Here is a 13,116-nt window from a genome sequence, read left to right on the forward strand (position 1 = left end):
GAAAGATAACTGAATTCGCCTCATGTAAATGATGATGATTATGAGTTTGTTTCGGGGTTCGTGCTCGCATAGATAACCCTCAACTCTCTTGGCCAAAGAAATGTGATCCCTGACATGTCTTCCCAACTCCGCCGCTCGCCGGCTTTCGACCTTATTCAAACTGCTGCCCGTGACCGCATCCTCGTTCTTGACGGGGCGATGGGCACCCAGATCCAGAAACTCGGACTGGGAGAGGACGATTTCACCGGTCACGGCGCCGGCTGCGCCTGCCATATCCATTCGGATCATCCGCAGAAGGGCAATAACGACCTTCTCAACCTGACCCGGCCCGAAGTGATCGAGGAAATCCATTTCCAATACGCGATGGCGGGGGCGGATATCGCGGAAACCAACACCTTTTCCTCGACCACCATCGCGCAGGCCGATTACGCGCTGCAGGACAAGGTCGATGACCTGAACTTCCACGGAGCGCGGCTGGCCCGCGCCGCGATGGACCGGGCCGAGGCGGCGGATGGCCGCAAACGTTTCGTTGCCGGCGCGATGGGGCCCACCAACCGCACCGCGTCGATCAGCCCGGACGTGAACAATCCCGGCTACCGCGCCGTGACCTTCGACGACCTGCGCGCGGCCTACGCACAGCAGGCGCGTGCGTTGATCCGGGGCGGGGCGGATATTCTGCTGATCGAGACGATCTTCGATACGCTGAACGCCAAGGCGGCGATCTTCGCCTGCGAAGAGGTGTTCGCGGAAAACGGCGAACGGCTGCCGGTGATGATCTCGGGCACCATCACCGACCTGTCGGGCCGGACGCTTTCGGGCCAGACGCCGACCGCCTTCTGGCATTCGGTGCGTCACGCCGCGCCGCTGACCGTGGGTCTGAACTGTGCCCTGGGGGCCGAAGCGATGCGGGCGCATATCGCGGAATTGTCGGGCGCCGCCGACACGATGATCTGCGCCTATCCCAATGCGGGTCTGCCCAACGAGATGGGCGAATATGACGAAAGCCCCGAATACATGGCCGAACAGATCGCCGGTTTCGCCCGCGAGGGGCTGGTCAATATCGTCGGCGGCTGCTGCGGATCGACCTATGACCATATCCGCGCAATTGCCGAGGCGATGAACGGGCTGGCCCCGCGCAAGGTGCCCGACATCGCGCCCAAGATGCGGCTCTCGGGGCTGGAGCCGTTCACGCTGACCGACGACATTCCCTTCGTCAACGTGGGCGAACGCACCAACGTCACCGGTTCGGCCCGGTTCCGCAAACTGATCACCAACGGCGATTATGCCGCGGCGCTGGACGTCGCCCGCAACCAGGTCGAAAACGGCGCCCAGATCATCGACGTGAACATGGATGAGGGGCTGATCGATTCCAAGCAGGCGATGGTGGATTTCCTCAACCTGATCGCCTCGGAACCCGATATCGCCCGTGTCCCGATCATGATCGACAGTTCCAAGTGGGACGTGATCGAGGCCGGCCTGCAATGCGTGCAGGGCAAGTCGGTGGTCAATTCGATCTCGATGAAGGAAGGCGAAGAGGCGTTCCTGAAACAAGCGCAGCTATGCCGGGCCTATGGCGCGGCCGTGGTCGTCATGGCTTTCGACGAGGAAGGCCAGGCCGATACCGAGGACCGCAAGGTCGAAATCTGTACCCGCGCCTACAAGCTGCTGACCGAAGAGGTGGGCTTCCCGCCCGAGGACATCATCTTCGACCCGAACGTGTTCGCCGTCGCCACCGGCATCGAGGAACACGACAATTACGGCGTCGATTTCATCGAGGCCGCGCGCCGCATCACCACGGACCTGCCGCATGTGCACGTATCGGGCGGGGTGTCGAACCTGTCGTTTTCGTTCCGCGGCAACGAACCGGTGCGCGAAGCGATGCACGCGGTGTTCCTTTACCACGGCATTCAGGCCGGGATGGACATGGGCATCGTCAATGCCGGCCAGTTGGCCGTCTATGACCAGATCGACCCGGAACTGCGTAACGCCTGCGAAGACGTGGTGCTGAACCGCAGCCCCGACGCCACCGAACGGATGCTGGAGATCGCCGAGAAATATCGCGGGCAGGGCGGGGCGAAAGGCGTCGAGAAGGACATGAGCTGGCGCGAATGGCCGGTCGAAAAGCGGCTGGAACACGCGCTGGTCAACGGCATCACCGAGTTCATCGAGGAAGATACCGAGGAAGCGCGCCAGGCCGCGGAAAAACCGCTGCACGTGATCGAAGGGCCGCTGATGGCGGGGATGAACGTGGTCGGTGACCTGTTCGGATCGGGCAAGATGTTCCTGCCGCAGGTGGTGAAATCGGCCCGAGTGATGAAGCAGGCGGTGGCGGTTCTGTTGCCCTATCTCGAGGCGGAAAAGGACGGTTCGGCGAAAAGCGCGGGCAAGATCCTGATGGCCACGGTGAAGGGCGATGTGCACGATATCGGCAAGAACATCGTCGGCGTTGTCCTGGCCTGCAACAATTACGAAATCATCGACCTGGGCGTGATGGTGCCGGCGGAAAAGATCCTCGCCACCGCCAAGGAAGAAGGGGTCGACGTGATCGGCTTGTCGGGGCTGATTACCCCGTCCCTGGACGAAATGGTCCACGTGGCCAGCGAAATGGAGCGGCTCGACATGGACCTGCCGCTGCTGATTGGTGGCGCGACCACGTCGAAGGTGCATACGGCGGTTAAGATCCATCCCAACTACCACAAGGGGCAATCGGTCTACGTCACCGATGCATCGCGCGCGGTGGGGGTGGTGTCGTCGCTGTTGTCATCCGATCAAAAGCCCGGTTTCGTCGCCGATATCCGCGAGGAATACGCGAAAGTGGCGGAAAAACACGCCCGGGCGGAGCTCGCCAAGAAACGCATTTCGGTAGCCGAGGCGCGCGCCAACGCGCTGCAGATCGATTGGGGCGCTTACAAACCTGTCGCGCCCTCCTTCCTGGGCACCAAGGTGTTCGACGGCTGGGACCTGGCCGAACTGGCGCGCTATATCGACTGGACCCCGTTCTTCCAGAGCTGGGAAATGAAAGGCGTCTATCCGAAGATCCTCGAGGACGAAAAGCAGGGCGAGGCGGCGCGGCAGCTCTTTGCCGACGCGCAGGACATGCTGAAGCGGATCATCGACGAAAACTGGTTCCACCCGCGCGCCGTGGTGGGCTTCTGGCCGGCCAATGCGGTGGGCGACGATATCCGCCTTTTCACCGACGAAAGCCGGGGCGAGGAACTGGCGACCCTGCACACGCTGCGCCAGCAATCGGCGAAGCGCGCCGGGCGGCCTAACGTGGCGCTGGCAGATTTCGTCGGCCCCGAAGGCGTGGCCGATCATGTCGGCGGTTTCGTGGTGACGACGGGGGCCGAAGAGGAACAGATCGCCAAGGCTTTTGAGGGTAAGAACGACGATTACAGCTCCATCATGGTCAAGGCGCTGGCCGATCGCTTCGCCGAAGCCCTTGCCGAGCGGATGCATGAATATGTCCGCAAGGAACTGTGGGCCTATGCCCCGGACGAGGCGCTGTCGAACGCGGAACTGATCCGCGAATTCTATGACGGCATCCGCCCTGCGCCGGGCTATCCGGCGCAACCGGACCATACAGAAAAAACAACGCTTTTCAATTTGCTGGATGCCGAAGCTGCGACAGGGGTCGAACTGACCGACAGCTTCGCGATGTGGCCCGGTGCATCCGTTTCCGGGCTCTATATCGCCCATCCCGAAGCGTATTACTTCGGCGTTGCCAAGGTCGAGCGCGACCAGGTCGAAGACTACGCCGCCCGCAAGGGAATGCGCGTGGAAGAGGTCGAGCGCTGGCTTGGTCCGGTGCTGAATTACCGGCCTTCCGACATCAAGACAGTGGCGGCAGAGTAATGGTGCGGGCGGGGCAGGAAGGCCCGCCCGTCGCCACGCTGGGGCACTCGTTTCGGTTGCTTAAATTTTGGGCGAACGCGCGGATGCGACGAAATGGAATATGAATTTGGTTTGACAATCCGCGCAAAAATCGTTCTTTAAGAATACAAACGGCGGCCTTGGTCCGCCACAGGCAATCGCGCCCCGCTCACCCGGATACCGGGTGTCGGGGCTTTTTTCGTTTGGCGGGACGTCATGGTGGAATTCGACCTCGGTTTGGTTTTCTCGATCACCGGGCCATACGCGGCACTGGGGCAGGCGGCACGCGCCGGGGCCGAGCTGGCCATCGAGGATTTGGAGCGCACCGGAGTGGCGCGGATCACCCCCAGCATCTGCGATCCCGCCGGGCGGCCCGACGCCTACGAGTCGATGACCCGCGATCTTCTCGAGGGCGGCGTTTCTCATGTCGTGGGCGCCATCACATCGTGGAGCCGCAAGGACATGATCCCGGTTCTGGAACGGCATGGTGCGCTGTTGTGGTATCCCTGCGCCTACGAAGGTTTCGAAAGCAACGATCACGTGGTCTATATGGGGGCCGCCCCCAACCACCACATGATTCCGCTGCTTGACCGGGTGTTGCAGAGCGGCGTGCGGCGCGCCTACCTGCTGGGATCTAATTACGTCTGGGGCTGGGAAACGCTGCGCCTTGCGCGGGAACGCCTGACTGCCGCCGGGGTCGAAATCGTGGGCGAACGCTACGTGCCTCTTGGCGCTTGCGACTGCGATCTGGCGATGTCCGAGATTGCGGACGGGGGCGTCGATATCGTCATGAATTCCCTGATCGGCCCCTCGAACGTTGCCTTCATGACCGGCCTGCCGCGCGCAGGGCGTCCCCTCATCCTGTCCTGCAATCAGACCGAGGCCGATCTCGATGCGATGGGGCTGTGCGGCGACGGATTGATTTCCGCCGGATCGTATTTCGAGGAACTGGGACCGGCGGAGTTTGTCGAACGCGCTGGCAGGGCCGCCCACAACGGGCGCTGTTCGGGCCTGCTCGGCACGACATATGCCAGCGTCTGTATCCTCGCCGCCGCCGTGGCGCGGGCCGGTAGCACGGCGCCGCGCGCGGTTTTCGAAGCCGCGTGCGCCCGGTCGCATGACACGGTGCTGGGCCAGGTGAGCATCGATCCGGTGACGCGCCACGCCGCGCTGACCCCGCATATCGCCAAGGCCGAGGCCGGGCGGTTCCGCATCTTGTCTTCCGGTGCGGCCCCGGTCCCCGCGGACCCCTACCTGATGAACATCCCGCCGGTGCCCCGGCAGGTTCCCCAAACACCGACCCTGAGGATCGTTAAATGACCTACAGTTTTGCCGGAATGAAAGCTCTTGTCCTGCACCCGAGTGCCGAAGTTCGGGACGGGCTGGAACAGCGGCTTGCCACTTTCGGAGTGCGCGCCGAGGGGCGCTGGCCCGAACTGGTCCCCGGTGACGAATCCGCCGACCTGCTGGTGGTCGATATAGACCGGGGCGAGAACGGACAGTTTCCCTGGGGGGGCGGCGCCGCGCCGATGCCCGTCGTGGGGCTGATCGGGTCCGAAACCCCGGGCCGGTTGCAATGGGCGATCGACCAGGGGCTGGATGCGTTCCTGCCGCAGGGGGCGACGGCGAAGCTCTATTCCGCCCTTGTTCTGGGCTTTGCCCGGCATGCCGAACGCGCCGAGATCCGGCGCCGCGAGGCCGAGGCCGGGCGGCGTGCGACGCTCCGGCTCGAGCTGGTTCAGGCGGTTATCGCGCTGATGCGCGACGAAGGCATCGGCGAGGCACAGGCGCTGAAACAGTTGCGCGCCTTTGCCATGGTCGAGCGCGTCGCGCTGGAAGATGCCGCGCGGCTCTACCTGTCGGACGTGACCAAGCGGGGGCAGGCATGAGCATGACCGAGACGACGACCCCCGACGCGTCCGGCCAGACCCGCAGTGCGTGGCGCGCCTTGATCGCGCGGCCGCGGTCGGCCTTCGGGCTGATGATCATCGTGCTGATGGTCGGGGCGGCGATTTTCGCGCCCTGGGTGATGCCGCATGATCCTTTCGAGCAAAGCTTCGACGGTCTCAGCCTTGTCGGCGCGCCATTGCCGCCCGGCGGCGATTTTCCGCTCGGGACGGACCTGCTGGGCCGCGACCTGGCCTCGCGGCTGATCCTCGGCACCCGCACATCGTTGATCATCGGCGTGCTGGCCAACGGGATCGCCATCCTGCTGGGGGCGGGCGTGGGCATCACCGCCGGCTATTTCGGCGGCTGGATCGGCGCTGTCCTGATGCGCTTCACCGACCTGATGATGGCCTTTCCTGCCTTGCTGCTTGCGATCGTTCTGGCGGCGATTTTCCAGCCTTCCCTGCTGATCGTGGCGCTGGTCATTGCGATGGTGAACTGGGTGCAGATGGCGCGGGTGATCTATACCGAAACCCGCAGCCTGGCCGAGCGCGACTTCATTCAGGTGCAACGCGCGCTTGGCGCCGGCCACCTGCGCATCCTTTTCGCGCATCTGCTGCCGCATCTGCTGTCGTCCATCGTTGTGTTCGGGACGCTGGGGATTTCCACCACGGTGCTGCTGGAAGCGACGCTCAGCTTCCTCGGTGTGGGCGTGCAGCCGCCGACGCCGAGCTGGGGCAACATCATCTTCGAAAACCAGACCTATTTCTCCTCGGCGCCCTGGCTCGTCTTCTTTCCCGGCGCGGCCATCCTGTTGCTGGCGCTGGCCTTCAATCTTGTGGGGGATGCGCTGCGCGACATTCTCGATCCGACGCTGAAAGGACGCCACTGATGCCTGCCTATCTTGCAAGACGGCTGATGGAGAGCATCCTGATCCTGCTGGGGATCACGCTGGTGACCTTCATCCTGCTGTACCTCGTTCCGGCCGATCCGGCGCGGCAGATCGCCGGTCGCTCGGCCACCGCCGAAACGGTTCAGAACATCCGCGATCAGCTGGGCCTGAACGACCCGTTCTTCATGCAGTACTGGCGCTACCTGACGGCGCTGTTCCAGGGCGATATGGGGCGCAGCTATCTGCAGCGGGCCGAGGTTTCCGAACTGGTCGCCTCGCGCCTGCCGGCGTCGCTGCTGCTGATGGTGGCGGCCATCGTCACCGAACTGATTTTCGGCCTGACCATCGGCATCGTCGCCGCGCTGCGCCGCAACCGTCCGGCGGATCACGGGCTGATGATTTTCAGCTTCGTGTCGATCTCCGCGCCGCAATTCGTCATCGGCATCCTGCTGCTTTACGTTTTCGCGGTCAAACTGGGCTGGTTCCCGATCGGCGGTTACGGCAGCTTCGCCCATGTCGTTTTGCCGGCCGTGACGCTCGGCTTCCTGGGGGCGGGTTGGTATTCGCGCATGATGCGTTCCAGCATGATCGACGTGCTGGGGCAGGATTTCGTGCGTACGGCGCAAGCCAAGGGGCTGGGCAAGGCCCGCATCATCCTGCGTCACGTCATTCCCAACGCCATCCTGCCGATCATTGCGATGATCGGCATAGATATCGGGCTGTTCATGTCCGGCATCGTGGTGGTGGAAAGCGTGTTCGGCTGGCCCGGGATCGGCCAGCTGGCTTGGCAGGCGATCCAGCGCGTGGACATCCCCGTGATCATGGGCGTGACCATGATTTCGGCCACCGCCATCGTGCTGGGTAACCTTTTGGCCGACCTTGTCGCGCCAATGATCGATCCACGGATAAAGACGAAATAGGACCAACAGAGGACTGAAATACATGAAAAAATTTCTTTTGACCGGTGTCGCCGGACTGGCTTTGTGCGGCCAAATGGCAGCCGCAGAGGTGGACGAGAACGCCCCGATGGGCGGCAACATGATCGTCACCTACAAGGATGACGTCGCCACGCTGGATCCCGCCATCGGCTATGACTGGCAGAACTGGTCGATGATCAAGTCACTGTTCGACGGGCTGATGGGCTATGAACCCGGCACCACCACCCTGCGCAACGAACTGGCTTCGGACTATTCGATTAGCGCCGACGGCCTGGTCCACACCTTCACCCTGAAGGACGGGATCAAGTTCCATAACGGCCGCGACATCGTGGCCGAAGACGTGAAGTATTCGCTCGATCGCGTGACCAACCCGAAAACGCGTTCGCCGGGCGCGGGCTTCTTCGGCATGATCGCCGGCTTCGACGAATGGAGCGCGGGCAAGGGCGACGGGCTGTCCGGCGTCAAGGTCATCGACGACAAGACCGTAGAGATCACGCTCAGCCGTCCCGATGCCACCTTCGGCCATGTCATGGCGCTGAACTTCGCCTCCATCGTGCCGCACGAAGCGGTCGAGGCGTCGGGCGAGGATTTCGGCCGCGAACCGGTCGGGTCGGGCGCGTTCAAGCTGGCCGAATGGTCGCCGGGGCAGCGCGTCGTGTTCGAACGGTTCGAGGAGTACCACCGCGCCAACCTGCCCAAGCTGGACCAGGTGACCTTCGAGATCGGTCTGGAACCGACCGTCGCGCTGCTGCGGCTGCAGCAGGGTCAGGCTGACGTGCCCGGTGACGGCATCCCCCCGGCGCAGTTCCTGCAGGTGCTGAACAACCCCGCGCAGAAGGACAACGTGATCGAAGGTGGTCAGCTGCATACCGGCTACATCACCCTGAACACGCAGATGGCGCCGTTCGACAACGTCAAGGTGCGCAAGGCCGTGAACATGGCGATCAACAAGGACCGCATTGTCAAGCTGATCAACGGCCGTGCCGTGCCGGCGAACCAGCCGCTGCCGCCGACCATGCCCGGTTATGCCGAAGACTACGAAGGCTATCCCTTCGATCCGGCGAAGGCCAAGGAAATGCTGGCCGAGGCCGGTTATCCCGACGGGTTCACCACCGAACTTTACGTGATGAACGTTGATCCCAACCCGCGCATCGCGCAGGCCGTGCAGCAGGACCTGAAGCAGATCGGCATCACCGCCGAAATCCGCAGCCTGGCCCAGGCCAACGTGATTGCCGCCGGCGGCGAGGCGGACCAGGCGCCGATGATCTGGTCGGGCGGCATGGCCTGGATCGCGGACTTCCCCGATCCGTCCAACTTCTATGGTCCGATCCTCGGCTGTGCCGGCGCCGTGCAGGGCGGCTGGAACTGGTCGTGGTACTGCAACAAGGATCTGGACGCGCGCGCGGCCGAGGCTGACGCCATGACCGGCGAGGAAAACGCCGCGGCCCGGATCGAGGCGTGGAAGTCGATCTATCTCGACGTTATGGAAGACGCGCCCTGGGTTCCGGTGTTCAACGAACAGCGTTTCACCCTGACCTCGGACCGTATCGCGGGCGACAGCAGCCTGTTCGTCGATCCGGTTCACATCCCGGTCAACTATGACTACATCTACTCGAAGGATGCTAAGTAACCATGTGTCAGCACTGTGATTATACGATCCACGGTGCGCACCATCACGGGTGGGACAATTCGATCCCACCCGTCGAAACGGTGGCTCCCGGATCGCGCCTGCATTTTCAATGTCTCGACAGTTCGGGCGGTCAGTTCAACAAGAACAGCACCAGCGCCGATGTCCCCGATATGGACTTTGGCAAGATCAACCCGGTGACCGGGCCGATCTATGTCGACGGGGCAAAGCCCGGCGACGTTCTGAAAGTGAAGATCGAGGCGTTCCACCCCTCCGGTTTCGGCTGGACGGCGAACATCCCGGGCTTCGGCCTGCTGGCCGACCAGTTCAAGGACCCGTACCTGAAGGTCTGGGACTACAATCCTGAAACCCTGGCGCCGTCGCTGTTTTCCGACATCGCCAAGGTGCCGCTGAAACCTTTCGCCGGAACGATCGGTCTGGCCCCGGCCGAGGCGGGGCTTCATTCGGTGGTGCCGCCGCGTCGCATGGGCGGCAACCTCGATATCCGCGATCTGGCGGCGGGCACCACGCTCTACCTGCCGGTCGAGGTCGAGGGCGCGCTGTTCTCGATCGGGGATACCCACGCGGCACAGGGCGACGGCGAAGTCTGTGGCACCGCCATCGAAAGCCCGATGGACGTCGAGGTGACGCTTGACGTGGTGAAGGGCGAAACGCTGGCCTTCCCGCGCTTCTCGACCCCGGGTCCGGTCACCCGCCACCTGGATGCCAAGGGCTATGAAGTCACCACCGGTATCGGCACCGACATGATGCAGGCGGCCAAGGACGCGGTCAGCGCCATGGTCGATCTGCTGGGCCGGACCAAGGGCCTGTCGGCCGAGGACGCCTATCTGCTGTGTTCGGTCTGCGGCGATCTGAGGATCTCGGAAATCGTGGACATGCCGAACTGGGTGGTCAGCTTCTACTTCCCGAACGTGGTGTTCGAATGACCGATCCGGTTCTTTCGGTGCGCGACCTGTCTGTGCAGGTCGCCACCCCGGCGGGGGCAAAAACCGTTCTGGACGGGCTGAGTTTCGACCTGATGCCGGGGGAAACCCTGTGCCTTGCCGGCGAAAGCGGGTCGGGCAAGTCGATGACGGCGTTGGCGATCATGGGGCTGCTGCCGAAACCGATGTGCCGAATCGCGGGCGGGTCCGTCCGTTTGGGCGAAACCGAACTGGTGGGCCTGTCCGATGCCGGTTACCGGCAGATCCGCACCGCGCGGGTGGCGATGATCTTCCAGGAACCGATGACATCGCTCAACCCGCTGATGACGGTGCAGCAGCAGTTGACCGAAACGCTGCTGGAACACGGCGTCTGTTCCCGAGCGCAGGCGCCCGGGCGTGCCCTGCAACTGCTGCGCGACGTGCAGCTGACCGAGCCCGAAAGACGGCTGAAACAATACCCGCACGAACTTTCCGGCGGCATGCGCCAGCGGGTGATGATCGCCATCGCGCTGGCCTGCGATCCCGAGGTTCTGATCGCAGACGAACCGACGACGGCGCTTGACGTGACCGTGCAGGCCGAAATCCTCGACCTGATCCGCAACCTGCAGCGCGACCACGGAACCGCCGTTCTGCTGATCACCCATGATATGGGGGTGGTGGCGGAAACCGCCGACCGCGTGGTGATCCTGCGCCACGGGCAAGAGGTGGAGAGCGCCCCGGTGCGCGATCTCTTCGCCGCGCCGCAAAGCGCCTATGCGCAGGAACTTCTGGCCGCCGTGCCGCGCCTCGGCAGCGCCCCGGCCCGGCCGGAGAAACCGCAGGGCGACACGGTGCTGGACGTCGACGAGCTGTCGGTGCGTTTCGACGTGAAGGGCGGCCTGCTGAACCGCGTCAAGGCCCGGGTTCACGCGGTCGAGGACGTGTCCTTCAGCATCCGCGCCGGTGAAACGCTGGCGCTGGTTGGCGAAAGCGGGTGCGGCAAGTCGACCATCGGCAAGGCCCTGCTGGGGCTGGTGCCGTGGGACGGGTCGGTGAGCGTGATGGGGCGGCAAATCCGCGGCCTCGGCCCGGCCGGGCTGAAACCGGTGCGGCGCGACATCCAGATGGTGTTCCAGGATCCCGGCGCATCGCTCGATGCGCGCATGACCGTGGGCGACCAGGTGGCCGAACCGCTGCTGATCCACGGGATCGCCTCGGGCTCCGAACTGAAGGACCGGGCCGAACACCTGTTCCGCCGTGTCGGCCTGTCGGCCGACATGATGACGCGCTATCCGCACGAATTTTCCGGCGGGCAGCGTCAACGCATCAACATCGCCCGCGCCCTGAGCCTGTCGCCCAAGGTGATCGTGGCCGATGAAAGCGTTTCGGCGCTGGACGTGTCGGTGCAGGCGCAGGTGCTCGACCTGCTGCAGGAGCTGCAGGACGAGGACGGGCTGGCCTTCCTGTTCATCAGCCACGACATGGCGGTGATCGAACAGGTCGCCGACCGGGTGATGGTGATGCGCCTTGGTCAGGTGGTCGAAGAGGGCCCGCGCGACGCGGTGCTGCGCGATCCGCGCCATCGCTATACGCGCCGGCTGCTGTCCGCGGTACCGGTGCCCGATCCGACGCGGATCCGGCCCGAACGGATCGAGACAGAAAGCCTCGGCAGCCCGATCTGGCCGGTCGGGCAGGGGCCGGCGAAGCTTGCCCTGCAAGAGATCGCGCAGGGGCACAGGGTCGCATCCTGAAACCGGTCACAGAGAACGGGCATGCGTCCGTTCTCTGCCAAGGCGCTGTGGGGGACGGCGGGGCAACATTCCGGTTTAGGGGCAACAAAATGTTGCACCGAGCCCAAAACGCGGGCAAACGACCCCGAAAACTGGGAAAACGGGAACCATGACCGAAAGTGCCGCGTCAGCCGAACAAGCAAAACCGGACGTCCGCCGGGCGGCCCGCCTGTCCGTCGCGCCCATGATGGACTGGACCGATCGGCATTGCCGCTACCTGCACCGGCTGCTGAGCCGGGAAACGCTGCTTTACACCGAAATGGTGACCTCGCCCGCGCTGGTGCGGGGCGGCGCGCTGCACCTGCTGGATTTCGACCCGGCGGAACATCCCGTCGCGCTGCAGCTCGGCGGGTCGGACCCGGTGGAACTGGCCAAGGCCGCCAAGCTGGGGCAGGACGCCGGGTATGACGAAATCAACCTCAATGTCGGCTGCCCGTCGGACCGGGTCCAGTCGGGCACCTTCGGGGCGGTCCTGATGAAATCCCCCGATCTGGCCGCGGATTGTGTCAGGGCGATGCAGGATGCGGTTTCGGTCGAGGTCACGGTGAAATGCCGCATCGGGGTGGACGATCAGGAACCCGAAACGGTGCTGCCGGATTTCATCGAAAAGGTCAGCGCGGCGGGGTGCGAACGCTTCGCGATCCATGCCCGCAAGGCCTGGCTGCAGGGGCTGAGCCCGAAGGAAAACCGCGATATCCCGCCGCTGGATTACGACCTGGTGCTGCGGATGAAACAGGCGTTCCCGCAGCTGCACATGTCGGTCAATGGCGGCATCGCCTCGTTGGTACAGGCCAAGGACTTCCTGCAGGCGGGCCTCGACGGGGTGATGATCGGGCGCGCGGCCTATCACCAGCCCGCCGATATCCTCTGTGCCGCCGATCCCGAGATTTTTGGCACCGGCCAAGTCAGCGACCCGGTTCAGGCGGTGCATCAGATGCTGCCCTATATCGAGACGCATCTGAGCGCGGGTGGCAAGCTGGGCCAGGTGACGCGCCACATGCTGGGCCTGTTCGCGGGCCGTCCCGGCGCGCGGCAATGGCGGCGCATCCTGTCGGAGGGCGCGCATAAGGACGGCGCGGGCCCCGATCTGGTGCTGGAAGCGCTTTCACACATCCGTCAGGCGGCCTGATCCGCCATATTTTGCGTTGAGGCCGCGGCGAAAGCGGTGTCTAAGAGCCGTGACGCA

The 13,116-nt window shown here is 64.1% G+C and carries 9 protein-coding genes; all 9 read left to right on the forward strand.

All coding sequences use genetic code 11. From position 1 onward, the window contains the following. The first annotated feature begins 114 nt into the window (after positions 1 to 114). The 9 genes from metH (at position 115) to dusA (ending at position 13,059) form a co-directional block, all read left to right on the forward strand. Complete coding sequence (metH, locus tag IT775_RS11315) at positions 115 to 3,855, forward strand: methionine synthase (protein WP_212701226.1); 3,741 nt, start codon at positions 115 to 117, stop codon at positions 3,853 to 3,855. A 234-nt stretch (positions 3,856 to 4,089) separates the two neighbouring features. After that, the gene (locus IT775_RS11320; RefSeq protein WP_212701227.1) at positions 4,090 to 5,193 is read left to right on the forward strand and encodes a transporter substrate-binding protein; all 1,104 of its coding nucleotides are present in this window, start codon (positions 4,090 to 4,092) and stop codon (positions 5,191 to 5,193) included. After that, positions 5,190 to 5,762: an ANTAR domain-containing response regulator gene (locus tag IT775_RS11325; protein WP_212701228.1), complete on the forward strand. Its 573-nt coding sequence runs from the start codon at positions 5,190 to 5,192 to the stop codon at positions 5,760 to 5,762. The genes IT775_RS11320 and IT775_RS11325 overlap by 4 nt, the downstream gene beginning before the upstream one ends. A 2-nt stretch (positions 5,763 to 5,764) precedes the next feature. Next, the gene (locus tag IT775_RS11330) at positions 5,765 to 6,652 is read left to right on the forward strand and encodes an ABC transporter permease (RefSeq protein ID WP_212701229.1); all 888 of its coding nucleotides are present in this window, start codon (positions 5,765 to 5,767) and stop codon (positions 6,650 to 6,652) included. Beyond that, a complete protein-coding gene (locus IT775_RS11335; RefSeq protein WP_212701230.1) occupies positions 6,652 to 7,572 on the forward strand; it encodes an ABC transporter permease in 921 nt (306 codons plus the stop codon). Before IT775_RS11330 ends, IT775_RS11335 begins: the two co-directional genes overlap by 1 nt. Before the next feature lie 22 nt (positions 7,573 to 7,594). Beyond that, positions 7,595 to 9,220 carry an ABC transporter substrate-binding protein gene (locus tag IT775_RS11340; RefSeq protein ID WP_212701231.1) on the forward strand — a complete coding sequence of 542 codons (1,626 nt, stop codon included), beginning with the start codon at positions 7,595 to 7,597 and terminating at the stop codon, positions 9,218 to 9,220. 2 nt (positions 9,221 to 9,222) lie between these two features. Then, entirely contained in the window at positions 9,223 to 10,164 is a 942-nt protein-coding gene (locus IT775_RS11345; RefSeq protein ID WP_212701232.1) for an acetamidase/formamidase family protein, read from the forward strand. Then, complete coding sequence (locus IT775_RS11350; protein WP_212701233.1) at positions 10,161 to 11,891, forward strand: ABC transporter ATP-binding protein; 1,731 nt, start codon at positions 10,161 to 10,163, stop codon at positions 11,889 to 11,891. Before IT775_RS11345 ends, IT775_RS11350 begins: the two co-directional genes overlap by 4 nt. Positions 11,892 to 12,039: 148 nt before the next feature. Next, positions 12,040 to 13,059: a tRNA dihydrouridine(20/20a) synthase DusA gene (dusA, locus tag IT775_RS11355; protein WP_212701234.1), complete on the forward strand. Its 1,020-nt coding sequence runs from the start codon at positions 12,040 to 12,042 to the stop codon at positions 13,057 to 13,059. Positions 13,060 to 13,116 lie beyond the last annotated feature (57 nt).

The organism is Thalassovita aquimarina, from assembly GCF_018219815.1.
Taxonomy (GTDB): domain Bacteria; phylum Pseudomonadota; class Alphaproteobacteria; order Rhodobacterales; family Rhodobacteraceae; genus Thalassobius; species Thalassobius aquimarinus.